Raw genomic sequence first — 25,494 nt, 5'->3', positions numbered from 1 at the left:
ACGCGGGTTTCGTCCGCGCACCCAGCACACCAGGAGAACCACTCATGATGCTTTCCCGTCCTGGGCGCGCGCTGCGCCTGACGGCCGTCGCGGCCGCCGCCTCGCTCGCTCTCGCGGCCTGCGGTTCCGGCGACGACGCCCCCGCCGAGGGGGAGGGCCTGGGCGACCTCACGGTCCAGCTCTCGTGGATCAAGAACGCCGAGTTCGCCGGAGAGTTCATGGCGGACAGCAAGGGCTACTACGCGGACGCCGGCTTCGGCGACGTCACGTTCAACGCGGGCCCCGGCGCGACGGAGAACCTGGTTGCCTCCGGCAAGGCCGACTTCGGCCTGACCAACGCCGTCACCGTGGGCCAGGTCGTGGCGAACGAGGACGCGCCCATCAAGATCGTCGGCACCACGTTCCAGAAGAACCCGTTCACGATCCTGTCCCTCAAGGACGGCGCGGACATCGAGACGGTCGAGGACCTCAAGGGCAAGAAGATCGGCGTGCAGGACGGCGGCAACGGCCTGCTGTTCGCCGCGCTCCTGGCGGCCAACGGCCTCACCGAGGACGACGTCGAGATCGTGCCCGTGCAGTACGACCCGCAGCCCCTGGTCAACGGCGAGGTCGACGGGTTCCTCGCATACGTGACCAACGAGTCGATCATCGTCTCGTCGCAGGGCGAGGAGGTCACCAACCTGCTGTTCGCGGACAACGGCCTGCCGTTCGTCGCCGAGTCGGTCATCGCCACCGACGAGACCATCGCCGAGCGTCCCGAGGTGGTCAAGGCGTTCCTGGAGGCCGAGATCAAGGGCTGGACCGACGCCTGCGCCGACCTGGAGGAGGGCGCGCGGCTGGCCGTCGAGGAGTACGGCGCGGACCAGGACCTCGACCTGGCCAAGGAGGTCGAGCAGAACACGATCCAGTGCGAGGAGCTGATCAACACCGACGAGACGGCCGCCAACGGCATCTTCACGATCAGCGACGAGCTCCTGGCGCAGAACATGGCCACGTTCGAGGCGGCCGGGATCGACGCCGCCCAGGAGGACGTGTTCGACCTGTCGCTCCTGGCCGAGCTGCTGGACGAGCAGCCCGAGCTCAAGGGCTGAGCGTGACCGACCAGTCCGTCACGGAGGTCCCGACCGGTGCCGGTCCCGCCCCGGAGGGCGGGGCCGGCACCGGCCTGCACATCGAGCACCTGTCCAAGTCGTTCGGCTCCGGCCGCCGCACGGTGACCGCGCTCGACGACGTCACGCTGCACACCGACCAGGGCAGCTTCCTGTCGCTCCTGGGCCCGAGCGGCTGCGGCAAGTCCACGATCCTGCGCATCCTCGCGGGGCTGGAGGCGCCGACGTCGGGCACCGCGAAGGTGGACGGCAAGGACCCGGCGCGCCTGCGTGCCGGGCACGAGCTCGGCATCGCGTTCCAGGACGCGGCGCTGCTGCCGTGGCGGTCGGTCGAGTCCAACCTGCGCCTCCCGTTCCAGGTCTCGGGGCAGCCCGTGGACCACGAGCTGGTGGCCGAGCTCATCCGGCTGGTCGGCCTGAGCGGCTTCGAGAAGGCGCGGCCCGCGCAGCTCTCGGGCGGCATGCGCCAGCGCGTGTCGATCGCCCGCGCCCTGGTGGTCAAGCCCTCCGTGCTGCTGCTCGACGAGCCGTTCGGGGCGCTCGACGACATGACCCGCCAGCGCCTGAACCTGGAGCTGCTGCGGATCTGGACCGAGAAGCCGGCCACCACCCTCATGGTCACGCACGGCATCTCGGAGGCGATCTTCCTGTCCGACCAGGTGGCGGTCATGAGCCCGCGGCCCGGCCGGATCAAGGAGGTCATCGAGGTGGACCTGCCGCGCCCGCGCCTGCCGGAGATGATGCGCACCCCCGAGTTCCACGCGCTGCACGACCGGGCCTCGGAGCTCCTGTTCACGGCCGACGACGATGCCTGACCGCGCCCGCACCTGGCTCGGCGGAGCGGTGGGCCTGGCCGGCCTGGTGGCGCTGTGGTGGCTGCTCGCGGTCACCGTATTCGACGGCTCGTCCATGCCGACGCCGCCCGGCGTGCTGCGCCAGTACGCCGCCGACGGCTGGGCGTTCTACGCGAACAACTTCGGCGGCACCGTGGTCGAGGCGCTGATCGGGTTCGCGTGGGGCAACGGCCTGGCGCTCGTGCTCGCGGCCCTCGTGCTGCTCACACCGCGGCTGGAGCCCGTGATCTCGCAGGTCGCGGTGATCAGCTACTGCGTGCCGACCATCGCGATCCTGCCGATCCTCTACATCGTGCTCGGCCCGCCGGACCCGGGCGACCCGTCGCCCACGGCGGTCGTCCTGGCGGCCCTGTCGGTGTTCTTCACGACCGTCGTCGGGGCCGTGCTCGGCTTCCGGTCCGCCGACCGCGCCGCGCTCGACGTGGTGCGCGTCTACGGCGGCGGCCGCTGGCGCCAGCTCGTCACGGTCCAGCTCGTGTCCGCGCTGCCGGAGATCGTCAGCGCCCTCAAGATCGCCGCCCCGGCCGCGTTCCTCGGGGCGATCCTGGGCGAGTACATCGGCGGCGTGGACCGCGGCGTCGGGCCTGCACTCATCGCCGCCGGCCAGGGCCTCATGGTGGAGCGCGCCTGGGGCATCATGTTCGCCTGCGCCCTGGTGGCAGGTATCGGGTACGCCGCGTTCGGCCTGCTGGGCCGGGTCGCGGTGCCGTGGTCGACCGGAGGGGGACGACGATGAGCGAGGTCACGACGGGTCCGGCCCGCGGGGGCGCCGGACGGGCCCTCGCCGCCGGCCTCGGCCGGGCGGTGGCCACGGCGCTGCTCATGGCGGCAGTCCTCACGGTCGTGTGGGTCGTCTCCGTGGCGCTGGTCGACAACACGTTCGTCGCCAAGGGACCCGCCGAGGTCTACGAGTTCCTATTCACGGCCGACGACGCCGCGGCCACCCGCGCGCAGATCCTCGCCGGCCTCGGGGTCACGCTCGCCGACGCCGCCCTCGGCTTCGTCGCCGGCATGCTCGCCGCGACGCTCGCGGCGGCCCTCATCGTGCTGTCCCGGCCCGTGGAGACCGCCGTCATGCCGGTCGCCCTGATCCTGCGCGCCGTGCCGCTCATCGCGCTCACCCCGATCATCCGCCTGCTGTTCACCGACGAGGTGGTGCGAGTGGCGGTGGTCTCCGGCATCGTGGTGCTGTTCCCCGCGCTCGTGAACATCGTGCAGGGGCTGCGCTCCGTGTCCGCGCAGCTGACCGACGTCGTGCACGTGTACGGTGGCGGGCCGGTGGCCCTGCTGTTCCGGGTCGCCTTTCCCTCGGCGCTGCCCGCGCTGTTCGCCTCGGTCCGGATCTCCGTGCCCGGCGCCATCACGGGCGCGCTGCTGGCGGAGTGGCTGATCACCGGCGAGGGAATCGGCAGCATGGTGGTCAACGCGGTAGGACGGTCCGAGAACAACCTCGTGTGGGCGTGCGTCCTGGTGGTCACGCTCGCGTCGCTCGTGCTCTACCTGGCGGCGCAGATCATCGAGTCGTTCGTCCTCGCCCGATACGGACGGAGCTGATCCATGGACGGCAGGTACGGCACCACGGCGGTCGGCATCGTGCTCGCGGCCGGCGCCGGCACCCGGTTCGGCATGCCCAAGGCGCTCGCCCGGTCCGACGGCGGCACGCCCTGGCTCGAGCTCGCCTGCCAGGCCCTGGTCGACGGCGGGTGCGCCGACGTCGTCGTGGTGCTCGGCGCGCGGGCCGACGAGGCGGAGCGGCTGGCGCTCGCCGACGCGCGGCCCGTCGTCGCCGATGAGTGGGAGAGCGGGCTGGCGGCCTCGCTGCGCACCGGCCTCGCCTCCGCCCAGGACACGGGGGCCGACGTCGCCGTCGTCTCCCTCGTGGACCTGCCCGGCCTCCGCGCCGACTCCGTGCGCCGCGTGCTGAAGCCGTTCGACGAGCCCGACGCCGCCCGCCACGCCCTCGCGCGGGCCACCTACGACGGCCGCCCCGGGCACCCCGTGCTGCTGGGCCGCGAGCACTGGGCGGCGCTCGCGGGCTCCGTGCGTGGGGACAGCGGCGCCGGGCAGTACCTGCTGGCGCACGGCGCCGTCGGCATCGACTGCACCGACCTGGGCGGCGGCGACGACGTCGACCGGAGGTAGGGCCAGCCCCACCTCGGGCTAGGGGTCATCCCTGACCTTTCCCCGGTCCTGCCCGAATCCTGTCGCCGCGACCGGTTCGGCTACGTAGTCTCGGGAACGTGGAGGCCACGGAACTCGCCCGCCTGCAGTTCGCACTGCTCGCCGCAGTGCATTTCCTCTTCGTGCTGCTCACGCTCGGGCTCGGTCCCGTCGTGGCGATCTTCAACACGCGCTGGGCCCGCGCCTCGGGCGACCGCGCCGTCGTCTTCGAGAACGCCACCCGGTTCTGGGGGCAGATCTACCTCGTCAACTACGCGCTCGGCATCGCCGCCGGGATCGTGCTGGAGCTCCAGTTCGGCCTGCACTTCCCCGGCCTGCTCGACGTCGCCGGCGAGGTCTTCGGCGCGCCGCTGGCCGTGGAGACCCTCGCCGCGTTCTTCCTGGAGTCCACCCTGCTCGGCCTGTGGGTGTTCGGCTGGCACCTGATCCCGCGGGCGCTGCACGCCGCGATCTTCTGGGCCGTGGTGCTCACCGGGTACGCCTCGGCGTTCGCCGTGATGGTGGCCAACGGGTTCCTGCGCAACCCCCTCGGGTACGCGCTGGAGGGCCCGCCCGGCGAGCAGGTCGCCCGCATCACGGACGTCGGCGCCCTGGTCACCAACCCCGCGGCGCTCCTGTCCGGCCTGCACGTGGTGGGCGCCTGCCTCATGGCCGGCGGGTTCGTGCTCGTCGGCGTCTCGGCGTGGCACCTGCGGCGCACGGGCGGCGGCCTGCGCCTGCCGGCCGGCCCCGACGAGGACCTGTGGCGGCGCTCGATGCGGGCCGGCATCTGGACCGGCGTCGTCGGCGTGCTGTTCGCCCAGGGTTTCGGCTACGCGCAGTTCGGCTACATCGAGGGCGGCTTCGACCAGAGCCCCGCCGTGGGCGTGCTCCTCGAGGTCATGATGCGCAGCGCCGACCTCGTCTTCCTCGGCGCCCTCGTGCTCCCCCTGCTGCTCATCGCGGGCGCCCTCTTCCGCATGCGGGGCCGCCGCGCCCTGTACGTGCTGCTCACGGCCCTGCTGCCCCTGCCGTTCCTCGTGGGGCTCGCGGGCTGGCTCGTGCGCGAGCTGGGGCGGCAGCCCTGGGTCGTCCAGGGGGTGCTGCGGGTCGACGAGGTGACCTCCGACCAGTCCACGCGCGCCGTCCTGGCCTCGCTCGTGCTGCTCGTCGGGCTCATGGTCACGCTCGCGGTGCTCGACTGGTGGGTGCTGAGCCGGCTGGCCCGCGCGGGGACCGACCGGCTCGTCCTGGGCGCCGCCCCGGGCGACGTCCTGCGGGACGACGGCGCGGACGACGAGGTGCTGCTCCGGTTCGGCGCGCCCGACGACGGGGTGCGCGACGACGGGACGCACTCCGGCGGGCCCGAGCCCGAGGGCGCCCGATGAACGCGGCGGCGTGGGGCGTGCTCCTGACCGTCCTGCTGGTCGGCTGGGTGGTGCTCGACGGCGCCGTCCAGGGCGCGGGCGCCACCCTGCTCCAGGAGCGCGGCCCCGACGGGAAGGAACGGCGCCGGGACCCCGCGCAGCGCCGGGTCGTGCTCGGGGCCGTGGGGCCCGTCCTGCTGCCGGGCGAGGTGTGGCTCGTGGCGGCGCTCGGGGTGCTGATCGGGGTCTTCCCGCACGCAGAGGCCCAGCTGCTCGGTGCCGGGTACCCCGTGGCGCTCGTGCTCGTCGGGTCCTGGGCGCTGCGGGACGCGGCGATCTGGCTGCGCAGCCGGCGCCCGGGCAACGTGTGGCGGGACGTGTGGGACGTGGTGCTCGTGGTCGCCAGCATCGCGCTGGCCGGGAGCTGGGGCGCGCTGCTCGGCGTGGCCTGGGGGAGCGGCCTGGCCGCGCTCGCCCTCGGCATCGCCGCCGTCGTCGTCACGCGCCTGCACGGGGACGCCCTGGTCGCGTGGCGGCTGCGCCGCACCGGTCCGCTGCCGGTGGCCGTCACGTCGGTGATGATCGCCGCCCCGGTCGTCGGCACGGCGATCGCGGCCTGGCCGCGGCTCGTCGGCGGCGCGGTCTCCGAGGAGACGATGGCGGCGCTCGGCATCGTCGCGCTGGTGGTGCTCCCGCTGGTCCTCGTGCTCCAGGTGGCCGCCTGGTGGCTCGTGTCCCGGCCGCTGGACCGCCGGGACACGCTCTTCTTCTGACGGCGTCAGTGGCTCATGTGGCCCATGGCCTCCAGCACCCGCGGCGTCGAGTCCTCCGTGCCCGGCTCTACGACGACGAACTGGCCCATCATCCCGTCGTCCTCGTGGCGCAGGATGTGGCAGTGGTACATGTACGGGCTCGTCGGGTCCGTCTCGGGGCCGAACTGCACGGCCAGCCGCACCGTCGACTTCTCGGGCAGGTGGACCGTGTCCTTCTGGCCGGTCTCCCACGCCTCGCCCGGGGCGCCGTTCCGGTCCAGCAGCGTGAACGCGCAGCCGTGGACATGGAAGTTGTGGGCGTAGACGGTGTTCGTGACCTCCCACACCTCCCGCGCGCCCGCCGGCACCACCTCGTCGACCCGGGTCATGTCCGCGCCGCGCCCGTTGATCTCGTCGTGGCCCTGCAGCTTGAAGGTGCGGACCGTGGCGTCCGCGGGGGCGTCCAGCGGGGCGGCCCCCGGCAGCTCGGCCGGCACCGCCGCGCCCCGCGCGGCGTCGTCGGCCACCCTGAGCTCCAGCACCGGGAAGGTGCCCTGGTCCACCCGGCCCTCCCCGGCCGTCGTCGTCAGCCGGACCCGCTCGCCCGGCTCGAGCTCCGCGACGACCTCGGCCCGCTCGCCCGGACCGAGCGCGAACCGCTTCAGCCGCACCGGCTCGGGCACTAGCCCCTGGTCGGTCGCGACCAGGGTGAGCTCACGGTCGTCGGCGAAGCCCAGGTGGTAGACGCGGGCGTTCGACCCGTTCAGGAAACGGAACCGGACCGTGGTCCGCGCGACCTCCAGGTACGCGCCCATCGTGCCGTTGACGAGGATCTCCGTGCCCATCTGGCCGAAGTTCGGCTCGGTGTCGAAGGGCATCTCGCCGTCGTCCTCGACGGTGCGGTCCTGCAGGATGCAGGGGATGTCGTCCACGCCGTACTCGTGGGGCAGCCCGACGGCGTCCGCGGCGTCGTCGTCGACGATGATCATCCCCGCGACGCCCTTGAACACCTGCTGCGCCGTGGCCCCGTGCGCGTGCGGGTGGTACCAGAGCGTCGCGGCCGTGTTCCGGACCGTCCAGGACGGCTCCCAGGTGGTGCCGGGCTCGATCGGCTGGTGCGGGCCGCCGTCCATCTTCGCGGGCAGGTGCATGCCGTGCCAGTGCATGGTCGTGACCTCGGGGAGGTCGTTGGTCACCGCCATCCGCACCGCGTCGCCCGTGCGCATGCGCAGCGTGGGACCGAGGAACGGGCCGTTGACGCCCCAGGTCGGCGTCCGCGTGCCCGGCAGGATCTCGCTGGTGCCCTGCTGGACCGTGAGCCGGAAGACGCCGCCGTCCGCGCGCAGCTCGTCCGGGATCCGGAGCGGGCCGAGCGGCTGCCACGGGCGGTCGGGTTCCGTCGCCGTCCCGCCCGACGCGCACGAGGTCAGCACGAGGGACGCCGCTCCCACGGCGGCCAGCCCCAGGAACTCCCGGCGACCTATCTTCAGCATCCCTGCTCCGTCCGCTCGGCACGATTGCCAGGGCCCCTCCGGGGGTCCATAGTAATTCCGAAATGGAACTATCCGGGGGTGTGGGAACCATGTCAACGAAAGAGCGCATCGAGCACGGCATCCGCGCCCTCATCACGGGCGGCGTGCTGCGCAACCACGAGGTGGCGCCCCGCCTCGGCCTGCATGTGATCGACCTCCAGGCGCTCAGCCTCGTCGCGATGGCCGGCGGGCGGATGACGCCGTCGGCGCTCGCGGACGCGATGCGCCTGCCCCGGTCGTCGGTCACGCGTCTGGTCGGCCGGCTGGAGAGCGCCGGGTACGTGCGCCGTCGCAGGTCGGACGTCGACCGGCGCAGCCTGGGGGTCGAGGTCGACCAGGAGCGGCTCGCCGCGGTCACCGACCAGTACCGGCAGCAGTCCGAACGGGTGGACCGGGCGCTGTCGGGGTGCACGCCGGACGAGGTCGAGACGATCGCCCGGTTCCTCGACCGGCTGACGTCCCGCGGACCCGATTCCGATGCTCACCAAGGGGACATTTCGCCACGTTGAGCGCTCGGATGCCGGTAAAGTCCTACCTACCATGACCATGAAGAACCGCATCGTCTGCGCGCTGCTCGGCGCCCTGGCGTTCGCCACCGCGACCCTGCTCCTGCCGTGGCTCCCGGACGCGCTCGTGGGCCTGCTCGGGACCGGCGGCGTGCTGCTGTTCCTGGCCGCCCTGGTGCTGCCGACCAACACCCGCCAGCCGCCCGTGCACAGTCTCGCGATCCTCGACAAGGGGTACCTGACGCCCGCCGAGATCCACCAGATCCTCGGGATCTGGCTGCCGACGGGCAGCGCCGCCCTGGAGGCGCGGGACGCGCAGTGGACGGTCGCCCGGCACGTCGCCAAGTGGCGCGCCGACCACGTGGTCAACGTGATGGACTACCACGGCGTGGTCGCCGAGCGCCGGGTCGACATGCTCTCGGTGGTGCAGTGGGTCGGCATCCAGCTCCTGCCCGCGTTCCTCGGCCTGATCTTCCTGATCCCCACGCTGGCGCTGACCGGCTTCGACAAGATCAGCATCAACTTCCTCCAGACGCTCCTGCTCTTCGTGATCTGGGGCGGCGTCGCGCTGCTGGCGCGCTGGATCCTGGAGAAGCACGTGATCCACCGGTTCGTGTGGGAGCCGGAGCTGACGCCGGACGGGACGCGTTTCGTCGAGCGCTGAGCTCGGCGCCGGCTGTCCCGGAGTGTCGGTGACTGGGGGCAGAATGGCTTCGTGCCCCTGTACCGAGACGACGCGATCGTGCTGCGCACCCAGAAGCTGGGCGAGGCGGACCGCATCGTCACGTTCCTGACGCGCGAGCACGGCAAGGTGCGCGGGGTGGGCAAGGGCGTGCGGCGCACGTCGTCCAAGTTCGGGGCGCGCCTGGAGCCGTTCATGGCGGTCGACGTGCAGCTCCACACGGGCCGCAGCCCGCGGCCGGGCATGGGGCTCGACACGGTCACGCAGGTCGAGACCATCGGCGCGTACGCCCGGTCCATCAGCGAGGACTACGGCCTGTACACGTCCGGCACGGTGATGTTGGAGGCCGCCGACCGGCTGGTCGCGGCGGAGCACGAGCCCGCGGTGCAGCAGTACTGGCTGCTGGCCGGGGGCCTGCGAGCGCTGTCCGAGCGGCACCACGACGCCGGCCTGGTCCTCGACTCGTACCTGCTGCGCGCCCTCGCGGTGGCCGGCTGGGCGCCGTCGTTCGAGGACTGCGCGCGCTGCGGCGAACCCGGGCCGCACCACTCGTTCAACGTGGCGCAGGGCGGCGCCGTCTGCCCGCGCTGCCGGCCGCCGGGTTCCACGGCGCCGGCGCCTGAGACCTTCGCCCTGCTGTCCTCGCTGCTCGCGGGCGACTGGGCGACCGCCGACGCGTCCGACGCGCGGCACCGCAAGGAGGCGAGCGGCATCGTCGCCGCCTACGGCCAGTACTACCTGGAGAGAACGTTGCGATCGTTGAAGATGGTGGAGCGCTGATGGCCCGGAACACCCGCCGGGACCTGGTCAAGCCGTTCCCGCACCCGTCCGGCGAGCAGGCTCCGCGCATCCCCAAGGAGTTCCTGCCGCGCCACGTCGCCGTCGTCATGGACGGCAACGGGCGCTGGGCCAACGCGCGCGGCCTGCCGCGCATCGAGGGGCACCGGGCGGGCGAGAACTCCCTGCTCGACGTCGTGGCGGGGGCTGTCGACGTGGGCGTGGAGTACGTCTCGGCGTACGCGTTCAGCACGGAGAACTGGAAGCGCTCGCCCGAGGAGGTGCGCTTCCTGATGAACTTCACGCACGAGGTCATGAAGCGCCAGTGCGACGTCATGGCGTCGTGGGGCGTGCGGATCCGGTGGGCCGGACGCCGTCCGAAGCTGTGGAAGTCCGTGATCGACGTGCTCCAGGAGGCCGAGGAGCGCACCAAGGACAACGACCTCTGCACGCTGACGATGTGCGTCAACTACGGCAGCCGGGCCGAGCTGGCCGACGCGGCCGCGGCCATGGCGCGGGACGCCGCCGCGGGCAGGCTGGACCCGAAGCGCATCACCGAGAAGACCGTGCAGAAGTACCTGTACCTGCCCGACGTGCCCGACGTGGACCTGTTCCTGCGCTCGTCCGGTGAGCAGCGCACGTCGAACTTCATGCTGTGGCAGGCGGCGTACGCCGAGATGGTGTTCCTCGACGAGCCCTGGCCCGACGTCGACCGCCGGCACCTCTGGCACGCCGTCGAGGAGTACGCGAAGCGCGACCGCCGCTACGGCGGCGCCCTGGACGCCCCCAAGCCCCGATAGACGTTGAGTGCGGGGTATCTGCGGTCCCGACGCCTGTTGGGCCGCAGATACCCCGCACTCAGCGGGTCGGGGAGGGTCAGCCGAGAGTTTCGGCCAGCGCGTCGATCAGGAGGGGCATGCCCTCGGGGTACTCGACCGACAGGGCCGTGGGCGGCGAGACGGCCGAGACCGCGACGGTGCCGACCTGCTGCGCGACCTTGCCGTCCTTGACGGCGGGCAGGGCCTGCAGCTCCTTCTTGTCGGGGAGCGCCGCGGCCTCCTCCTCGGTGTAGGTGTAGGCCACGACGACGTCGGAGTCGAGCTTGTCGAGCTCCTCGTAGGAGAGCGTGTAGAAGAACTGGCCGTCGTCCGGCGCGAGCTCCTCGACGGCCGGGGCGGTCTCGAAGCCGAGGCCCTCCAGGAATCCGGCGCGCGGGTCGCCGGCCCGGTAGACGTAGATCTCGCCCTTGTCGGGCGAGTCGACGATCGCGGCGACCGTCTTGCCCGCGAACTCCGGGTGGGCCTCGGCCTGCTCGGCCAGGTAGTCGTTGATCTCCTGGACCTTGGCCTCGCCGGCGGCGCTGCGGCCGAGGGCGGCGTCCGTGGCGGTGATGATCTCGTCCCACGGGGTCTGCCAGGCCGTCTCCGGGTAGGCGACGGTCGGGGCGATCTCGCTGAGCAGGTCGTACTGCTCCTGCGTGAGGCCCGAGTAGGTGGCGATGATGACGTCGGGCTCGGCGGCCGCGAACTCCTCGTAGGGCACGGTCGCGCCGCCCTCGGCGTCGGTGAGCACGGTGGGGTGCTCCACGCCCGCCTCGTCGTAGGCCTCCTCGACCCACGGCAGGAGGTTGCCCTCGCCGACCGTCCAGGTCTGCTCGGCGACGGCGACCGGGAAGACGCCCGCCGCGATCGCGGCCTCGGTCGAGCCCCAGCCCCAGGTGGCGACGCGCTCGGGCGCCGCCTCGATGGTGGTCTCGCCGAGCGCGTGCTCGATGGTCAGGGGGAACTCGTCCGTCGCGCCGGAGGCACTGGCGGACGGCGTGGCGGCGTCGCTGCCGGCCGGCTCTTCGGACGCGCAGCCGGCGAGGGCGAGGGCGGACGCGGCGACGAGGCCGACGGCCGCTGCGAGGGATCGGCGAGGTCGCACGGTTTCTCCCGGGATGGTCAGTCGAACGACCGGCGGGTGCCGGCCGAGATGAGGTAACCCTAACCACAATAGATCACGGGGATGTTGCGAAATTGAGGGAGGTCTGCGTGAGGTAAACCACGCCCCCGTCGGGCGGGACCGCTCCGACGGGCGGGACTACTTCGAGTGGTAGCGCCCGACCGGCACCACGAGCGGCGAGCCTGCCACGGGGTCGAGCACGACCTGAGCACGCAGCCCGAACGCCTTGTCGACCACCTCGCGGGTCAGCACGTCCGACGGCAGCCCCTCGGCGACGATCCGGCCGGCCGACATCACGACCAGGTGGTCGGCGTACCGGGCCGCGAGGTTGAGCTCGTGCAGCACCATCGCGACCGTGGTCCCCTGGTTCCGGTTCAGCTCCGTGAGCAGGTCCAGCAGGTCGAGCTGGTGGCGGACGTCGAGGAACGTGGTCGGCTCGTCGAGCAGCACGATGTCGGTCTGCTGCGCCAGCACCATCGCGATCCACACGCGCTGCCGCTGCCCGCCCGAGAGCTCGGCGACGGGCCGGTCCGCCAGCTCCGCGACGCCGGTGGACTCCAGCGCGGTGGTGACCACGGCGTCGTCGTCGGAGGAGTGGCGGCCGAACCAGCCCTGGTGCGGGTACCGGCCGCGGCTGACGAGCTCGGCGACCCGCACGCCGTCCGGTGCGATGGACGACTGCGGCAGCATGCCGACCTTGCGGGCCAGCTCCTTGCGCGGCATCTGCGTGATGTCGGCGCCGTCCAGCGTGATGCGTCCGCCGTCGAGCGGGTGCAGGCGGGCCAGCCCGCGCAGCAGCGTGGACTTGCCGCAGGCGTTGGGCCCGACGACGGCGGTGATCTTGCCGTCGGGCAGCGTCAGGTCGAGGTTCTCGATGACCTTCAGGCCGTCGTAGCCCAGGCTGACGCCTTCGGCGCGCAGGTTGGTCATCGGCTCCTCTTCTCGGTCGTGGCGAGCAGCCACAGCAGGTAGGGGGCGCCCACGAGCCCCGTGACGATCCCGACGGGGGCGGCGACGCCGAGCAGCCCGTGCTGGGCGATCACGTCCGCGACCAGGGTCAGGGCGGCGCCGGTCGTGGCCGACGCGACGAGGGCCGCGCCGCCGTCGTTCACCAGGCGGCGCGCGATGGCGGGCGCGACCAGGGCGACGAACGCGATGGGGCCGGCGGCGCTGGTAGCGAGCGCGACGAGCGTGACGGCCAGCAGCAGGGTGCCGACGCGCGCGGCGTCCACGTGCACGCCCAGGGCGCGCGCGTTGTCGTCGCCGAGGGCGAGCGGCCCCTGCGTCCGCGAGACGACGACGGCCGCGGCGCACAGCACGAGCGTCCCGACGGCGACGAGCGTGAGCTGTTCGCCGCGGACGTCGGACACCGAGCCGACGGTCCAGATCAGGACGGCCGCCGCCTCGTTCTCCTCCGACCGGGCCATGGCCCAGGCGATCAGCGAGGAGCCCAGGTACGCGAACCCGACGCCGACCAGCACGAACCGGATCGAGTGCAGGCCCTTGCGCCACGCCAGCAGCCAGATCGCGAGCGCGACGGTGGCCGCGCCGGCGAACGCCAGGCCGGACAACGCCATGCCGCTCAGCCCCAGGACGAGCACACCGATCACGGCCCCGAGGCTCGCACCGGTGGAGATGCCGAGGATGTCGGGGGAGGCGAGGGGGTTGCGCAGCGTCGACTGGAAGAGGGCGCCGGCCAGGCCGAACGCGACGCCGACCACGACGGCCGCCTCGATGCGGGGCAGGCGGAGCTTCTGGACGACGAAGACGTCGCCCTTGTCGCCGAGGCCGAGCACGCCGGCGATCGCCTGGCCCGGCGTGAGGCCGGCCGCGCCCATCAGGAGCGCCGCCGTCCCGGCGACGAGCACCACGAGCACCATCCCGGAGACGACGAGCGCCTGCCTGCGGCGGCGGAGGGTGCGCAGGCCGGCGACGGTGGTGACCGTGGTGTCGGTGACCCGGGCGGGGGTGGCCGGGGCGGGCGTGGACATCAGGCCCCCACCACGTTCCGGCTGCGGGCCACGGCGACGAGCACAGGCGCGCCGAGGAGCGCGGCGACCACGCCGGCCTCCAGCTCGGAGCGGGGCAGGAGGATCCGGCCGAGGACGTCGGCGGTCAGCAGCATCACCGGGCCCAGGAGGGCGCCGATCGCCATGACCCAGCGGTAGTCCGTGCCGACGAGGCGCCGGGCCGCGTGCGGCACCACGAGCCCGACGAGCGCGATGGGCCCGGCGAGCGAGGTCGCGGTGCCCGCGAGCAGCACGATCGCGACGGCCGCGAGCGCGCGCGTGGTGCCGACCCGCTGGCCGAGCGCCGTGGCGACGTCGTCCCCGAGGGCGAGCATGTTGAGCCGGTGCGCGAGCACCGCCGCGAGCACGAGGCCGACCACGATGAACGGCCACAGCGCCGTGACGGTGTCCAGGCCCCGGCCGGTCAGGGAGCCGACGGACCAGAACCGGTACAGGTTGAACGCCTGCTGGTCGCGCAGCAGCACCAGGGTGATCAGGGGTGTGATCAGCGCGGTGACCGCGGCCCCGACCAGCGCGAGCCGCACCGGCTGGCCGCGCCCCACCGAGAACACGATCGCGGCAGCGACGGCGGCCCCCAGGAACGCGAACCAGACGTAGCCCAGCGGCGAGGTGATGCCCAGCAGCCAGACCGCGCACACGACCGCCAGCGACGCACCCGAGTTCAGGCCCAGCAGGCCGGGGTCGGCGATCGGGTTGCGGGTGACGCCCTGGATCAGCGTGCCCGCCGTGCCGAGCGCGACACCCGCCGCCAGGCCCACGACGGTGCGGGGCAGACGCTGCTCCAGCACCACGTCGTGGTCCATGAACCCGGCGACGGGTGCCGTCAGCGCTCGCCAGACCTCGGCCGGGTTGATGTCCCGGACGCCGAGCGCGAGGCTCGCCAGGACGACGAGCAGCAGCGCGGCGAGCGCCGTGAGCAACGCGAACGTCCGACGCCGGGCACGCTGGGCTACGGCTTCCGCACCCTCACGGCGTCCCGCGGGCGCTGCCGGAGGTGAGGTAAGCATTGCCTAAGCATTCCACACGGTCCGGCATGGTCGGTACGTGCGCCCGGTCACCCGCCTTCGGGCGACCGGGCGGACCCGCCGTGAGGGTCCGGGGCGAGCCGGTCAGGAGTAGGAGTCGCAGCCCCAGCCGTCGTTGTCGGCGTCGAGCGCGTGGTAGTCCTTGGTGCCGACCCAGACCGTCTTGCCGATGTCCGCGCAGTCGAGGTCGGGGTTGGTCGGCGAGACGGGGCACTGCCACCGCCCGGCCGAGTACACGCAGACGGCGTCGGCGCCGGAGTCGGCCCGGAAGGTGCCGGCCTTGCCCGCGTACCGCACCGTCCACTTGCCCGAGCGGGACGCCGTGGCCTTGTACGTGTACGCGCCGGTGCGCGTGGTCCGGACCAGGCCGATCTTGCGGGGCTTGTCCGGGCCCGCCGGGTCGAAGACCACGGTCAGGACCTTGGTCGTGGGCAGGGCGCGCCACTGACCGTCCTTCTTGTACTTGAGCGTCCCCTTGAGGGTGACCGTCTTGTTCTTCGCGACCGGCTCGGGCTTCGCGTCGAGCGTCACGTTCGTGGTGTAGACGGTCGCGGCCTGCGCGGGGGCCGACGCCGTGAGAGCGAGCGCGAGCACGCTCACCAGGGCGACGATGGTGCGGCGGATCATGGGGCCAACCTTCTCGGTGACTCGGGGCGCCCCTGGACGGAGCGCGCTACGAGTTCTCAGAGCCCGCTCACCGCGCGATATGACCCGATTCGGGCCGACCTCACCCGGGTGAACCCGCGCAGTGGCCGGACGGAAGGCCGTCCGGGGGCCGACGGGCGCGCGGGGGGACCTCCGGGGAAGTGGTTCGTCAGCCAGGTACGTAACGCAGAGCGAGCACTGCTACGTCTCCGTTACGCACCCGGCTGGCGAACCACTTCCCCGGAGAGGTTGTCCACAGGCGCGTCGACTCCGCCCGGCCCGCGGGCCCGATCGCTGACACGATCGGGCGATGGATCTCGCCGCACTGATCAAGGAGGCCCGCCAGGAGGCCCGGCTCACGCAGGAGGAGCTCGGGCGTCGGCTCGGCCGGTCCCGGGCGTCGATCTCCCAGCTCGAGGCGGGCGTGCGGACGCCCAGCTTCGGGTCGCTGCGGGAGATCCTCGCCGTACTGGGCAAGCAGATCCGGATGGAGCTGGAGCCGCTCGACGAGGACATTCGTCGCCAGATCGTCGAGCACAAGCACGATCCGGATCTGGCCGGCCGGGTCTACTTCTCCGTCGAGCAGATCGAGGACCTGGTGGGCCTCGACCTCCGGATCGAGGGGCTCGCGGCGGCGGCGCTGCTCGGCGCGCCCGTCGATGCCGGCGACCCGCAGGTCGCCGTCGCGAACACGGAACGTACGGCTGACTGGCTCGCCGGCAAGCTGCGACACCGCCGGATTCGCCTGCGGCCCGCGAGCTGGGTGGGGGCCGCGTGGCCCCGCACACCGCAGGAGGTGCACGACCTGATCGAGGCGGAGTGTCCCGGCGGCTGGATCATGGTGCGCGGCTTCTTCCACGAGATACCGCTCCGGTTCGCGCCGGCCGAGGAGGTCGCGCGGCACGTGCTGGTCGACAACGGCGAGCAGGGCCCGTTGCGGGTGCAGCCGCTGCACGAGATCGACACCACGGACCGCAACGCGGCGCGCGTCCTGCGCCTGCTGCGGGAGCAGGCACAGGACGCGCGTGGTTAGCCGGGATCGGGCCCAGGGCGTCAGGCCCCGTGGTGTCGGGTCCCGAGGGGTCAGGCCCCGACGAGGTGGCCCGCCAGGTAGCCGACGACCTTGTCCAGGGCGACGCGCTCCTGCTGCATGGTGTCGCGGTGCCGGATGGTGACGGCCTGGTCGTCCAGGGTCTCGAAGTCGACCGTGATGCAGAACGGCGTGCCGATCTCGTCCTGCCGGCGGTAGCGCTTGCCGATGGCCTGCGTCACGTCGTAGTCGATGTTCCAGTACTTGCGCAGCTCGGCGGACAGCTTCTCCGACGTCGGCAGCAGGTCCGCCGTCTTGGACAGCGGCAGCACCGCGGCCTTGACGGGGGCCAGGCGCGGGTCCAGGCGCAGGACCGTGCGCTTGTCGACGCCGCCCTTGGTGTTCGGCGCCTCGTCCTCGGCGTACGCCTCGACGAGGAAGGCCATGAGCGACCGGGTCAGGCCGGCGGCGGGCTCGATGACGTACGGGAAGTACTTCTCGTTGGTCACCGGGTCGCGGTACGCCAGGTCCTTGCCCGAGCTCTCCGTGTGGGTCTTCAGGTCGAAGTCCGTGCGGTTGGCGATGCCCTCGAGCTCACCCCACTCGCTGCCCTGGAAGCCGAAGCGGTACTCGATGTCCACGGTGCGGGTCGAGTAGTGCGACAGCTTGTCCTTCGGGTGCTCGTAGTGGCGCAGGTTGTCGGCCGAGATGCCGAGGTCCGTGTACCAGTTGGTCCGGTAGTCGATCCAGTACTGGTGCCACTCCTCGTCCTCGCCCGGCTTGACGAAGAACTCCATCTCCATCTGCTCGAACTCGCGCGTGCGGAAGATGAAGTTGCCCGGCGTGATCTCGTTGCGGAACGACTTGCCGATCTGGCCGATGCCGAACGGCGGCTTCTTGCGGGCCGCGGCGGCGACGTTCGCGAAGTTCACGAAGATGCCCTGCGCGGTCTCGGGGCGCAGGTAGTGCAGGCCGGACTCGTCCTCGACCGGGCCGAGGTACGTCTTCAGCATCATGTTGAAGTCGCGGGGCTCGGTCCACTGGCCGCGGGTGCCGCAGTTGGAGCACACGATCTCGGCGAGGCCGCCCTCGGGGGCGCGGCCCTTCTTCTCCTCGAACTCCTCGATCATCTGGTCCTCGCGGAACCGCTTGTGACACGAGAGGCACTCGGTGAGCGGGTCGGTGAACACCCCGACGTGGCCGGAGGCCACCCACACCTGGCGCGGCAGGATGACCGACGAGTCGAGGCCGACGATGTCGTCCCGGCTCGTGACCATCGCACGCCACCACTGCTTCTTGATGTTCTCCTTGAGCTCCACGCCGAGGGGTCCGTAGTCCCACGCAGAGCGCGTACCGCCGTAGATCTCGCCCGACGGGAAGACGAAACCTCGTCGCTTCGCGAGCGAGACGACGGCGTCGAGCTTGGCGGTCTGCGCAGAGCGCACTGACTTGTCGGACACGAGGGTTCTCTCCAGGGGAACAGGGGGAAGTTACGTCCGCCCAGCGTACCGTCCGGGCCGGTCGGGGCCCGCGCGAAATAGCGCGTGACCGACCTCTCGGTACCGATCTTTGACAATCGTTCTCAACAAGCGTGAGAATCGTTCTCATGACCTCGACCCGCGCCACCGGCGCCGCCCTGACCAGCCTCGTCCTCGCCGGTGCGGCGACCCTCGCGGGTTGCTCCGCCCAGGGGGCCGGCGGCGCGGGCGGGGAGTCCGACGGCGTCGTCGTGCTCGCGTCGTTCTACCCGCTCCAGTACGTGGCGCAGCAGATCGGCGGCGAACTGGTCACCGTCGACAACCTCACGCCGCCGGCCGCCGAGCCGCACGACCTGGAGCTGTCCCCGGCGCAGGTCCGTGAGATCGGCACCGCCGACCTGGTGGTCTACCTCTCCGGCTTCCAGGCTGCCGTCGACGAGGGCGTCGAGTCCCGCGCGCCCGAGCACGTGGTCGACGCCGCGGACTCCGCCGGGCTCGTCGAGCACGCGGAGGAGACCGAGGAGGAGCACGCCGAGCACGCGGAGGAGGGCGACGGGCACGACCACGGCTCGACCGACCCGCACTTCTGGCTGGACCCGAGCCGGCTGGCCGCCGTCGGGCAGGCCGTCGCCGACGAGCTGGCCGCCGTCGACCCGGAGCACGCCGACGAGTACGCCGCCGGCGCCCTGCGGCTCGGCGAGCAGCTCGACGGGCTGGACCAGGAGATGGCCGACGGCCTCGCCGCCTGTCAGGGCGCGACCCTCGTGACGAGCCACGCGGCGTTCGGCTACCTCGCCGACCGGTACGCGCTGGAGCAGGTGGGCATCTCGGAGCTCGACCCGGAGGCGGAGCCGTCCCCGGCGCGCCTGCGCGAGATCGGCGCCGTGGTCAAGGAGAACGGCGTCCGGACGCTGTACTCGGAGACGCTGGTGAGCCCCAAGGTCACCGAGACGCTGGCCTCCGACCTGGGCGTCGACACCGCCGTGCTGGACCCGCTGGAGGGTCTGTCGGAGGAGGCCTCTGCCGCGGGCGACGACTACGTCTCCGTGATGCGGGCCAACCTCGCCGCGCTCGAGGAGGGACTGGTCTGCGCATGACGGAGGAGACTATGCAGGTGACCGAGACCAGCGAACCCGTCATCGAGGCGCGCGGCCTGCACTTCCGTGCGGGCGCGAGCCACATCCTGCGCGGCATCGACCTCACGGTCGAGGCCGGCGAGGTGGTCGCGCTGCTCGGCGCGAACGGCTCCGGCAAGTCAACCCTGGTGAAGTCGCTGGTGGGCATCAACGTGCCGTCCGCCGGCACGGTTCGGCTGCTCGGCGAGCTTCTCGGCCCGGGTCGGCGCGCCGGGACGGTCGACTGGGCCCGCATCGGCTACGTGCCGCAGCGCGCCGGGGCGGGCGGCGGCATCCCGTCGACCGCCCAGGAGGTCGTCGCCTCGGGCCTGCTGCACGGGCGCCGGCTGCGGCTGCCGCGCGGCTGGCGCGACCGCGTCGCGGTCGCCCTCGAACAGGTGGGCCTCGCCGACCGCGTGCAGGACCCGGTGCACCTCCTGTCGGGCGGGCAGCAGCAGCGCATCCTCATCGCGCGCGCCCTGGTCCGCGAGCCGGACCTGCTCGTGCTGGACGAGCCCGTCGCGGGCGTGGACGTCGCCAGCCAGGAGGCGTTCGCCACCACGATGCGGCGGCTGGTCGACGGCGGCCTCACGGTGCTCGTGGTGCTGCACGAGCTCGGCGAGCTCGAACCGCTCGTCACGCGCGCCGTCGTGCTCAAGCACGGCAAGGTCGTGCACGACGGCGCCCCGCCGCAGGCCCGGCACGACCACGACCGCGCGGGGCACCGCCACCAGCACCCGCACGCCGACGCCAACTCCCTCGACCCCGCCGAGTCCAGGGCCTTCGACCTGGAGGTGCGCCCGTGATCATGCTCATGCTGACCGACCCGTTCATGCAGCGGGCCCTCATCGCCGCGCTCCTGGTCGGCGTCACGGCGCCCGTCGTGGGCACCTACCTGGTGCAGCGCAAGCTCTCCCTGCTCGGCGACGGCATCGGGCACGTCGCCCTGACGGGTGTCGCGCTGGGCTGGCTCGTCGGCGCGGGCATGGGCCTGACGCCGAACGACGCCCTCGCGATCCCCGGCGCCGTGGTCGCCGCGGTGGTGGGCTCCGTGCTCATCGAGGTGGTCCGGCGCCGCGGACGCACGTCCGGCGACCTCGCGCTCGCCATCATGTTCTACGGCGGCATCGCGGGCGGCGTGCTGCTCATCGGCATCGCCGGCGGCTCCTCCGGGAACCTCATGCAGTACCTGTTCGGCTCGATCTCCACGGTGTCCGACGCCGACCTCTGGCTCACCGTCGTGCTCTCGGCCGTGGTCCTCGCCGTCGGCGTGGGCCTGCGGCACGCGCTCTTCTCCGTGAGCCACGACGAGGAGTTCTCGATCGCCTCCGGCCTACCGGTCTGGGCGCTGAACATCGTGGTGGCCGTCGTGTCGGCCCTCACCGTGACGGTCGCGATGCGCGTCGTCGGCCTGCTGCTGGTCAGCGCGCTGATGATCGTGCCCGTCGCCATCGCGCAGCAGGTCACGCATGCCTTCGGCCGCACCATGCTCACCGCGTGCGTGGTCGGCGTGGTCGTCTGCGTGACCGGCCTGAGCATCACCTACTGGTACAACGTCTCGCCCGGCGCCACTATCGTGGTGCTGGCCATCGGGGTGTACGCGGTGGTCTCCCTGCTGGCGCCGCTCCTGGGCCGACGGCGCCCCGCGCACGACCCGCACCCCGACCTGCCCGACGACGTCGACCTGCCCGCGGCCGCCACCGAACGTGCGGCCGCCGCCGCGAAGGAGTGCCGCTGATGACCGCACGCATGACCCGGCAGCGCACCGCTGTCGTCGAGGCGCTGGACGAGCTCGCCGACTTCCGCTCGGCCCAGCAGCTCCACGAGGCCCTGCGGGCCCGCGGCGAGTCCGTGGGGCTCGCGACCGTGTACCGGGCGCTCCAGGCGCTCGCCGAGGCGAGCGAGGTGGACGTGCTGCGCGCGGAGGACGGCGAGAGCCTGTACCGCCGGTGCGCCCGCCGCGAGCACCACCACCACCTCGTGTGCCGCATGTGCGGCCGCACCGTCGAGATCGACGGCCCGACCGTCGAGGCCTGGGCGTCGAAGGTCGCCTCCTCCCAGGGTTTCGACGACATCGAGCACACGATCGAGCTGTGGGGCACCTGCGCGGACTGCCGCGCCGCGGCGCACTGATCTGACGACGGCGAGGGCCGGTATCGGCACCTGATTCCCCCGAGTCCGACCAGTCTTGCAAGAACAATTCCGGTGTCGGCCATATCCGGCCGGAGCCCGTGGCAGGATGCGTGCATGACCTCAGCACGGCGCCCCGCGGACCGTCGGGGACGGCTGCCCGCGCGCGCCGACGTCGTCGTGGTCGGCGGCGGCGCGCTCGGCGCGTCGGTGGCGTTCCACCTGGCCGAGGACGGCGTCGACGTGCTCCTCCTGGAGGCCGACGAGCTCGCCTCGGGCAGCTCGGGCAAGCCCATCGGGGGAGTGCGCGCCCAGTTCTCCGACCCCGCCAACGTCGACCTCGGCGACCGCAGCCTCGACCTGTACGAGGACTTCGCGAACCGCCCCGGCGCGGACATCGGGCTGCAGCAGCCGGGCTACCTGTTCCTCCTGCCGGACGCCGCCGACGTCGCGCTGTTCGAGGAGTCCGTGGCCATGCAGAACGAGCGCGGCGTCGCCAGCCGCATGCTCGGCCACGACGAGGTGCGCCGGCTCAACCCCTACGTCGACGCCGACCGCTACGCCGGGGCCGCCTACGCCGCGCGCGACGGGTTCGCCTACCCGAAGGCCGTCGTGGAGGGCTACGCGGCGGGTGCCGAGCGGCACGGCGCCACGGTCCGCACCCACGTGACCGTGCAAGGCGTCGAGACGCGGGGCGACGCCGTCGTCGCCGTCTGGACCAGCCAGGGGCGGGTGCGCACCGGCGCCGTCGTGCTGTGCACCGGGGCCTGGACCCGGGACCTGGCCACGAAGGCGGGCCTCGACCTGCCGGTCGACCCCTACCGGCGGCAGATCGGGTTCACGCCGCGGCTGGACCCGGCGCCGCCGCGCATCCCGTTCACGATCGACTACGGCACCACGTTCTACTTCCACAACGCCGAGCCCGGCGGCCTACTGCTCGGCATCGCGGACCCCGAGACCCCGATCGCGTTCGAGCGCACCTACGACCCGGGCTGGCTGCCGCTGCTGCGCGGCGCGATCGGCGCGTGCGCCCCCGGGCTGGACGACGTCCCCGTCGCGCGCGGCTGGGCCGGGCTCTACGAGATGACGCCCGACCACAACGCCCTGATCGGAGAGGCGACCGGCGTGCCCGGCCGCGTGCTGTACGCCACCGGCTTCTCGGGCCACGGGTTCCTCCAGGCCCCCGCCGTCGGCGAGGTGGTGCGCGACCTGTACGCCGGCCGCACGCCGCGGATCGACGTGTCCGGGTTCGACGCGGACCGGTTCGCCACGACCACCCGTACCACGCACCCGGGGCGACGAGGCCCCGAGGCGAACATCATCTGAAGGCAAGGAGAGATCGATGTCGGCACCGACGTTCCTCGAGCCCTGGCAGCTGAGGGCCGCGTTCGCGCGCAGCCTCTCGGACATGTACGGCAAGGAGGTTCCCGCCTACACCACGCTGCTCGACGTGTCGCACGAGGTCAACGCCGACTTCGTGGCGCAGCACGGGGCGGACGCCGAACGGCTCGGCTCCATCGCGCGTGTCACGGCGGAGCGGCACGGCGCGATCCGGGTGGGCACCCCCACCGAGATGGCGCAGGTCGCCCGGGTCTTCGGCGCGATGGGCATGCACCCGGTCGGGTTCTACGACCTGCGGGACGCCTCGTCCAGCTCCGTGCCCGTCATCTCGACGGCGTTCCGCCCGGTCGACCGGGCCGAGCTGGCCCGCAACCCCTTCCGGGTCTTCACCTCCATGCTGGTTACCGCCGACCGCCGCTTCTTCACCGCGGACCTGGAGCAGCGCCTGGAGAACTTCCTCGGTGCCCGCACCCTGTTCGGCCCGGAGCTGCTCGCCCTCGCCGACCGCGCGGAGGCCGAGGGCGGCCTCCCCGAGGACCAGGCCGCGGAGTTCCTGCGGCTGGCCACCGAGGCGTTCGAGCTGTCCCGTGAGCCCGTGGACCAGGCCTGGTACCGCGAGCTGGAGGCGGTCAGCGCGGTAGCCGCCGACATCGGCGGCATCGCCTCCACGCACATCAACCACCTCACGCCCCGCGTGCTGGACATCGACGACCTCTACGCGCGCATGGAGGCCGGCGGCATCACGATGATCGACGCGATCCAGGGCCCGCCGCGCTGGGAGGGGCCGGACGTGCTGCTGCGGCAGACGTCGTTCCGCGCGCTCGCCGAGCCCCGCACCTTCCGCACCGCCGACGGCGAGATCATCAGCGACTCCCTGCGCGTGCGGTTCGGCGAGGTCGAGGCCCGCGGCATCGCGCTGACCCGCGCGGGGCGCGCCGCGTACGACGCCGCGGTGGTCGAGATCGACGAGGCCGCCGCCGCGGCCCGCGCCGGGGACCCCGGCTTCACGGAGGCGCAGCGCCAGCAGCTCGCCCGCGCCGTCTGGCAGAAGACCTTCCCCACCACGGAGGCCGCGCTCGCGGACCTGGAGCTCGGCTGGTTCACCTACGAGGTGGACCCGGCCGGCACCGGGGTCGTCCGCGAGCCGATCGTCTACGAGGACTTCCTGCCGCGCTCGGCGGCCGGGATCTTCCAGTCCAACCTCACGTCCGACGGCGCCAAGGACGCCAGCCAGGAGGGCACCGACCGGGATGCCGACTGGATGGCGGGCGCGCTCGGCCGCGACCTGAACGACCCCTTCGACCTGTACGCCGACCAGGTGGCCAGGTCGCTCGCCGCCGCCGCCGAGACCCTCGGCGTCGACCCGGCCACCCTCACCACCACCCACCGCACAACGGGAGCACCGCGATGACCAGCACCACCACCCACAGCCCGCTGACGACCGAGCTGCACGACGCCGCCCTCGCCGCGCTGGAGCGGCTGGGCGCCACACCCCCGGTGGGCGAGGCCGCCGGGGCGGGTTCTGTCTTGCCCGTCGTGTCGCCGCTGTCCGGGCAGCCGCTGCTGGAGCTGCACCGCGCCGGTGCCGCCGAGGCCGCCACCGCCGTCGGCGAGGCCGCCGAGGCCTTCACCACGTGGCGCTCCGTGCCGGCCCCGGTGCGCGGGCAGGTCGTCAAGCGCCTCGGCGAGCTGCTCACCGAGCACAAGGCCGACCTCGCGGAGCTCGTCACCATCGAGGCGGGCAAGATCACGAGCGAGGCCCTGGGCGAGGTCCAGGAGATGATCGACATCTGCGACTTCGCCGTCGGGCTGTCGCGCCAGGTGGGCGGCCGCACCATGCCGTCCGAGCGCCCCGGCCACCGCCTCATGGAGACGTGGCACCCGATGGGCGTGGTCGGCGTGATCAGCGCCTTCAACTTCCCGGTCGCGGTGTGGTCCTGGAACACGGCCGTCGCGCTGGTCTGCGGCGACACCGTGGTGTGGAAGCCGAGCGAGAAGACCCTCCTGTCCGCCGTCGGCGCCGCCGCGCTGCTCGACAGGGCGCTGGCCGAGGCAGGCTTCCCGGCCGGCGTCTCGCAGCTCCTGCTGGGCGACCGCGAGGCCGGCGAGGCGCTCGTGGCCGACCCGCGCGTCGCGCTCGTCTCCGCGACCGGCTCGGAGCGCATGGGCCAGCAGGTCGCGCCCGTCGTCGCGGCCCGCGGCGGCCGGTACCTGCTGGAGCTGGGCGGCAACAACGGCGCGATCGTCGCGCCGTCGGCCGACCTCGACCTCGCCGTGCGCGGCGCCGTGTTCTCCGCGGCCGGCACGGCCGGGCAGCGCTGCACCTCGCTGCGCCGCCTGATCGTGCACGAGTCCATCGTGGACGACGTCGTGGCGCGGCTCGCCAAGGTCTACGCCGGCCTGCCCGTGGGCGACCCGCGCACCGACGGCACGCTGGTGGGGCCCCTGGTCGACGCCGCCGCGCGCGAGCGCATGCTGGCCGCGATCGACGAGGCCGTGACGGCGGGCGGCGAGCTCGTCGTGGGCGGCACGGTCGTGGACGTGCCCGGCGCGGAGGACGCGGCGTACGTGCACCCGGCGATCGTGCGCATGCCGGAGCAGGCCGACGTCGTCAGGCGTGAGACGTTCGCCCCGATCCTGTACGTGCTGACCTACTCGGAGCTGTCCGAGGCGATCGCCGTGCACAACGACGTGCCGCAGGGCCTGTCGTCGTCGATCTTCACGCTGGACGTGCGCGAGGCCGAGACCTTCCTCTCCGAGGTGGGCTCGGACTGCGGCATCGTGAACGTCAACATCGGCACCTCGGGCGCGGAGATCGGCGGCGCGTTCGGCGGCGAGAAGTCGACGGGCGGCGGCCGTGAGTCCGGCTCCGACGCCTGGAAGCAGTACATGCGCCGCGCCACCAACACGGTGAACTACTCCACGGAGCTGCCGCTGGCGCAGGGCGTCAACTTCGGCTGACCTGCGGGCGCACGAGAACGGCCCGGCTGCACCCGTCAAGACGGGTGCGGCCGGGC

At 72.8% G+C, this 25,494-nt stretch carries 26 protein-coding genes; 19 read left to right on the top strand and 7 right to left on the bottom strand.

All coding sequences use genetic code 11. The features are described from left to right. Nucleotides 1–44 precede the first annotated feature (44 nt). The 7 genes from ACFV9Q_RS11085 (at nt 45) to ACFV9Q_RS11055 (ending at nt 6,263) form a co-directional block, all read left to right on the top strand. Nucleotides 45–1,091, top strand: a complete 1,047-nt coding sequence (locus ACFV9Q_RS11085; RefSeq protein ID WP_377234456.1) for an ABC transporter substrate-binding protein — start codon at nt 45–47, stop codon at nt 1,089–1,091. Nucleotides 1,092–1,093: 2 nt separating this feature from the next. After that, on the top strand, nt 1,094–1,924 hold the full coding sequence (locus tag ACFV9Q_RS11080) for an ABC transporter ATP-binding protein (RefSeq protein WP_377234455.1): 831 nt from the start codon (nt 1,094–1,096) through the stop codon (nt 1,922–1,924). Continuing rightward, a complete protein-coding gene (locus tag ACFV9Q_RS11075; RefSeq protein WP_377234454.1) occupies nt 1,917–2,699 on the top strand; it encodes an ABC transporter permease in 783 nt (260 codons plus the stop codon). The genes ACFV9Q_RS11080 and ACFV9Q_RS11075 overlap by 8 nt, the downstream gene beginning before the upstream one ends. Continuing rightward, nucleotides 2,696–3,517, top strand: coding sequence for an ABC transporter permease (locus ACFV9Q_RS11070; protein ID WP_377234453.1), 822 nt, complete (start codon nt 2,696–2,698; stop codon nt 3,515–3,517). The genes ACFV9Q_RS11075 and ACFV9Q_RS11070 overlap by 4 nt, the downstream gene beginning before the upstream one ends. Before the next feature lie 3 nt (nt 3,518–3,520). Then, on the top strand, nt 3,521–4,105 hold the full coding sequence (locus ACFV9Q_RS11065) for an NTP transferase domain-containing protein (protein WP_377234452.1): 585 nt from the start codon (nt 3,521–3,523) through the stop codon (nt 4,103–4,105). Nucleotides 4,106–4,203: 98 nt separating this feature from the next. After that, complete coding sequence (locus tag ACFV9Q_RS11060) at nt 4,204–5,511, top strand: cytochrome ubiquinol oxidase subunit I (protein ID WP_377234451.1); 1,308 nt, start codon at nt 4,204–4,206, stop codon at nt 5,509–5,511. Further along, entirely contained in the window at nt 5,508–6,263 is a 756-nt protein-coding gene (locus ACFV9Q_RS11055; RefSeq protein ID WP_377234450.1) for a cytochrome d ubiquinol oxidase subunit II, read from the top strand. The genes ACFV9Q_RS11060 and ACFV9Q_RS11055 overlap by 4 nt, the downstream gene beginning before the upstream one ends. 5 nt (nt 6,264–6,268) lie before the next feature. Here ACFV9Q_RS11055 and ACFV9Q_RS11050 read toward each other — a convergent pair whose 3' ends face one another. Beyond that, nucleotides 6,269–7,735 (bottom strand): multicopper oxidase family protein, encoded by a 1,467-nt coding sequence (locus ACFV9Q_RS11050; RefSeq protein ID WP_377234449.1) that lies wholly within the window; start codon nt 7,733–7,735, stop codon nt 6,269–6,271. A gap of 89 nt (nt 7,736–7,824) precedes the next feature. On the opposite strand from ACFV9Q_RS11050, the gene ACFV9Q_RS11045 reads away from it, so the two are divergent. Genes ACFV9Q_RS11045 through ACFV9Q_RS11030 form a run of 4 tightly spaced genes read left to right on the top strand, consistent with a single transcriptional unit; the run spans nt 7,825 to nt 10,539 of the window. Beyond that, complete coding sequence (locus tag ACFV9Q_RS11045) at nt 7,825–8,283, top strand: MarR family winged helix-turn-helix transcriptional regulator (RefSeq protein ID WP_377234448.1); 459 nt, start codon at nt 7,825–7,827, stop codon at nt 8,281–8,283. 31 nt (nt 8,284–8,314) lie between these two features. Further along, nucleotides 8,315–8,944, top strand: a complete 630-nt coding sequence (locus ACFV9Q_RS11040) for a hypothetical protein (protein ID WP_377231573.1) — start codon at nt 8,315–8,317, stop codon at nt 8,942–8,944. A gap of 51 nt (nt 8,945–8,995) precedes the next feature. Beyond that, nucleotides 8,996–9,742, top strand: a complete 747-nt coding sequence (recO, locus tag ACFV9Q_RS11035) for a DNA repair protein RecO (protein WP_377231572.1) — start codon at nt 8,996–8,998, stop codon at nt 9,740–9,742. Then, the gene (locus ACFV9Q_RS11030) at nt 9,742–10,539 is read left to right on the top strand and encodes an isoprenyl transferase (RefSeq protein ID WP_377234447.1); all 798 of its coding nucleotides are present in this window, start codon (nt 9,742–9,744) and stop codon (nt 10,537–10,539) included. Before recO ends, ACFV9Q_RS11030 begins: the two co-directional genes overlap by 1 nt. A 76-nt stretch (nt 10,540–10,615) precedes the next feature. Here ACFV9Q_RS11030 and ACFV9Q_RS11025 read toward each other — a convergent pair whose 3' ends face one another. From ACFV9Q_RS11025 to ACFV9Q_RS11005, 5 genes are all read right to left on the bottom strand, one after another. After that, nucleotides 10,616–11,665, bottom strand: coding sequence for an iron-siderophore ABC transporter substrate-binding protein (locus tag ACFV9Q_RS11025; RefSeq protein WP_377230733.1), 1,050 nt, complete (start codon nt 11,663–11,665; stop codon nt 10,616–10,618). A gap of 156 nt (nt 11,666–11,821) precedes the next feature. Then, entirely contained in the window at nt 11,822–12,613 is a 792-nt protein-coding gene (locus tag ACFV9Q_RS11020) for an ABC transporter ATP-binding protein (protein ID WP_377234446.1), read from the bottom strand. Continuing rightward, nucleotides 12,610–13,674 carry a FecCD family ABC transporter permease gene (locus ACFV9Q_RS11015; protein WP_377234445.1) on the bottom strand — a complete coding sequence of 355 codons (1,065 nt, stop codon included), beginning with the start codon at nt 13,672–13,674 and terminating at the stop codon, nt 12,610–12,612. The genes ACFV9Q_RS11020 and ACFV9Q_RS11015 overlap by 4 nt, the downstream gene beginning before the upstream one ends. Then, on the bottom strand, nt 13,674–14,720 hold the full coding sequence (locus ACFV9Q_RS11010; protein WP_377234444.1) for a FecCD family ABC transporter permease: 1,047 nt from the start codon (nt 14,718–14,720) through the stop codon (nt 13,674–13,676). The genes ACFV9Q_RS11015 and ACFV9Q_RS11010 overlap by 1 nt, the downstream gene beginning before the upstream one ends. A gap of 102 nt (nt 14,721–14,822) precedes the next feature. After that, nucleotides 14,823–15,365 carry a hypothetical protein gene (locus ACFV9Q_RS11005; protein ID WP_377230729.1) on the bottom strand — a complete coding sequence of 181 codons (543 nt, stop codon included), beginning with the start codon at nt 15,363–15,365 and terminating at the stop codon, nt 14,823–14,825. Between the two features lie 328 nt (nt 15,366–15,693). Here ACFV9Q_RS11005 and ACFV9Q_RS11000 point away from each other — a divergent pair, with 328 nt between their 5' ends. Next, entirely contained in the window at nt 15,694–16,416 is a 723-nt protein-coding gene (locus tag ACFV9Q_RS11000; RefSeq protein WP_377234443.1) for a helix-turn-helix domain-containing protein, read from the top strand. A 50-nt stretch (nt 16,417–16,466) separates the two neighbouring features. Here the strand turns inward: ACFV9Q_RS11000 and ACFV9Q_RS10995 are convergent, their stop codons facing one another. Beyond that, entirely contained in the window at nt 16,467–17,873 is a 1,407-nt protein-coding gene (locus ACFV9Q_RS10995) for a glycine--tRNA ligase (RefSeq protein WP_377230727.1), read from the bottom strand. Between the two features lie 146 nt (nt 17,874–18,019). Between ACFV9Q_RS10995 and ACFV9Q_RS10990 the strand changes: the two genes are divergently transcribed. The 7 genes from ACFV9Q_RS10990 (at nt 18,020) to ACFV9Q_RS10960 (ending at nt 25,438) form a co-directional block, all read left to right on the top strand. Further along, nucleotides 18,020–18,988: a metal ABC transporter substrate-binding protein gene (locus ACFV9Q_RS10990; RefSeq protein WP_377234442.1), complete on the top strand. Its 969-nt coding sequence runs from the start codon at nt 18,020–18,022 to the stop codon at nt 18,986–18,988. Next, nucleotides 18,985–19,812, top strand: coding sequence for a metal ABC transporter ATP-binding protein (locus tag ACFV9Q_RS10985; RefSeq protein ID WP_377234441.1), 828 nt, complete (start codon nt 18,985–18,987; stop codon nt 19,810–19,812). Before ACFV9Q_RS10990 ends, ACFV9Q_RS10985 begins: the two co-directional genes overlap by 4 nt. Before the next feature lie 2 nt (nt 19,813–19,814). Continuing rightward, on the top strand, nt 19,815–20,744 hold the full coding sequence (locus tag ACFV9Q_RS10980) for a metal ABC transporter permease (RefSeq protein WP_377230734.1): 930 nt from the start codon (nt 19,815–19,817) through the stop codon (nt 20,742–20,744). After that, complete coding sequence (locus ACFV9Q_RS10975) at nt 20,744–21,139, top strand: Fur family transcriptional regulator (protein ID WP_377230724.1); 396 nt, start codon at nt 20,744–20,746, stop codon at nt 21,137–21,139. Before ACFV9Q_RS10980 ends, ACFV9Q_RS10975 begins: the two co-directional genes overlap by 1 nt. Nucleotides 21,140–21,253: 114 nt before the next feature. Beyond that, nucleotides 21,254–22,462: an NAD(P)/FAD-dependent oxidoreductase gene (locus ACFV9Q_RS10970; RefSeq protein ID WP_377234440.1), complete on the top strand. Its 1,209-nt coding sequence runs from the start codon at nt 21,254–21,256 to the stop codon at nt 22,460–22,462. A 16-nt stretch (nt 22,463–22,478) separates the two neighbouring features. Continuing rightward, entirely contained in the window at nt 22,479–23,888 is a 1,410-nt protein-coding gene (locus tag ACFV9Q_RS10965; RefSeq protein ID WP_377234439.1) for a 2-oxoadipate dioxygenase/decarboxylase family protein, read from the top strand. Further along, complete coding sequence (locus ACFV9Q_RS10960) at nt 23,885–25,438, top strand: aldehyde dehydrogenase family protein (protein WP_377234438.1); 1,554 nt, start codon at nt 23,885–23,887, stop codon at nt 25,436–25,438. Before ACFV9Q_RS10965 ends, ACFV9Q_RS10960 begins: the two co-directional genes overlap by 4 nt. The last annotated feature ends 56 nt before the right edge of the window (nt 25,439–25,494 follow it).

Origin of the sequence: Promicromonospora sp. NPDC059942 (assembly GCF_042731755.1) — a bacterium.
Lineage (GTDB): Bacteria > Actinomycetota > Actinomycetes > Actinomycetales > Cellulomonadaceae > Promicromonospora.
This window is presented reverse-complemented; position numbering and strand designations above follow the sequence as displayed.

Excerpts from the sequence above, each read along its gene's own strand:
- ACFV9Q_RS11050 (WP_377234449.1), bottom strand. The coding sequence starts at position 7,735 with ATGCTGAAGATAGGTCGCCGGGAGTTCCTGGGGCTGGCCGCCGTGGGA.
- ACFV9Q_RS11045 (WP_377234448.1), top strand. The coding sequence starts at position 7,825 with ATGTCAACGAAAGAGCGCATCGAGCACGGCATCCGCGCCCTCATCACG.
- ACFV9Q_RS11040 (WP_377231573.1), top strand. The coding sequence starts at position 8,315 with ATGACCATGAAGAACCGCATCGTCTGCGCGCTGCTCGGCGCCCTGGCG.
- ACFV9Q_RS11070 (WP_377234453.1), top strand. The coding sequence starts at position 2,696 with ATGAGCGAGGTCACGACGGGTCCGGCCCGCGGGGGCGCCGGACGGGCC.
- ACFV9Q_RS10965 (WP_377234439.1), top strand. The coding sequence starts at position 22,479 with ATGTCGGCACCGACGTTCCTCGAGCCCTGGCAGCTGAGGGCCGCGTTC.
- ACFV9Q_RS11085 (WP_377234456.1), top strand. The coding sequence starts at position 45 with ATGATGCTTTCCCGTCCTGGGCGCGCGCTGCGCCTGACGGCCGTCGCG.
- ACFV9Q_RS11000 (WP_377234443.1), top strand. The coding sequence starts at position 15,694 with ATGGATCTCGCCGCACTGATCAAGGAGGCCCGCCAGGAGGCCCGGCTC.
- ACFV9Q_RS10960 (WP_377234438.1), top strand. The coding sequence starts at position 23,885 with ATGACCAGCACCACCACCCACAGCCCGCTGACGACCGAGCTGCACGAC.
- ACFV9Q_RS11020 (WP_377234446.1), bottom strand. The coding sequence starts at position 12,613 with ATGACCAACCTGCGCGCCGAAGGCGTCAGCCTGGGCTACGACGGCCTG.
- ACFV9Q_RS10990 (WP_377234442.1), top strand. The coding sequence starts at position 18,020 with ATGACCTCGACCCGCGCCACCGGCGCCGCCCTGACCAGCCTCGTCCTC.
- ACFV9Q_RS10985 (WP_377234441.1), top strand. The coding sequence starts at position 18,985 with ATGACGGAGGAGACTATGCAGGTGACCGAGACCAGCGAACCCGTCATC.
- ACFV9Q_RS11055 (WP_377234450.1), top strand. The coding sequence starts at position 5,508 with ATGAACGCGGCGGCGTGGGGCGTGCTCCTGACCGTCCTGCTGGTCGGC.
- ACFV9Q_RS11065 (WP_377234452.1), top strand. The coding sequence starts at position 3,521 with ATGGACGGCAGGTACGGCACCACGGCGGTCGGCATCGTGCTCGCGGCC.
- ACFV9Q_RS11030 (WP_377234447.1), top strand. The coding sequence starts at position 9,742 with ATGGCCCGGAACACCCGCCGGGACCTGGTCAAGCCGTTCCCGCACCCG.
- ACFV9Q_RS11005 (WP_377230729.1), bottom strand. The coding sequence starts at position 15,365 with ATGATCCGCCGCACCATCGTCGCCCTGGTGAGCGTGCTCGCGCTCGCT.
- ACFV9Q_RS10980 (WP_377230734.1), top strand. The coding sequence starts at position 19,815 with ATGCTCATGCTGACCGACCCGTTCATGCAGCGGGCCCTCATCGCCGCG.
- ACFV9Q_RS10970 (WP_377234440.1), top strand. The coding sequence starts at position 21,254 with ATGACCTCAGCACGGCGCCCCGCGGACCGTCGGGGACGGCTGCCCGCG.
- ACFV9Q_RS11075 (WP_377234454.1), top strand. The coding sequence starts at position 1,917 with ATGCCTGACCGCGCCCGCACCTGGCTCGGCGGAGCGGTGGGCCTGGCC.
- ACFV9Q_RS11015 (WP_377234445.1), bottom strand. The coding sequence starts at position 13,674 with ATGTCCACGCCCGCCCCGGCCACCCCCGCCCGGGTCACCGACACCACG.
- ACFV9Q_RS11010 (WP_377234444.1), bottom strand. The coding sequence starts at position 14,720 with ATGCTTACCTCACCTCCGGCAGCGCCCGCGGGACGCCGTGAGGGTGCG.
- ACFV9Q_RS10975 (WP_377230724.1), top strand. The coding sequence starts at position 20,744 with ATGACCGCACGCATGACCCGGCAGCGCACCGCTGTCGTCGAGGCGCTG.